General features: G+C 64.7%; 1 protein-coding gene. It reads right to left on the minus strand.

The genetic code is table 11. The features are described 5' to 3' along the window. On the minus strand, positions 1-204 hold a 204-nt coding region (locus AC0L2A_RS36640), incomplete at both ends, for a hypothetical protein (protein ID WP_473613057.1).

The following is a 204-nucleotide window of genomic DNA, read 5'->3' on the forward strand; positions in this document are numbered from 1 at the left end:
ATTGCCGATTTCGCTCAGCGGCTGCTGAATGGCGGCGGCTTGCGGCGTATTCAGGGCCCTCTGCCTCTCCGCTGGCCTCAATAGCACTGTGGAATGTTCGTTGTTGATGATGACCCACCCGGGCACCTGGTTGCCCTGGTCAAGCGCATCCGGCGAGGGCCGGATCTGCTGTTGGCTGGCAGCTAACGCTGGCGGGGCGGCGGC

The sequence above is a fragment of the Mesorhizobium sp. WSM4844 genome, from assembly GCF_055811775.1.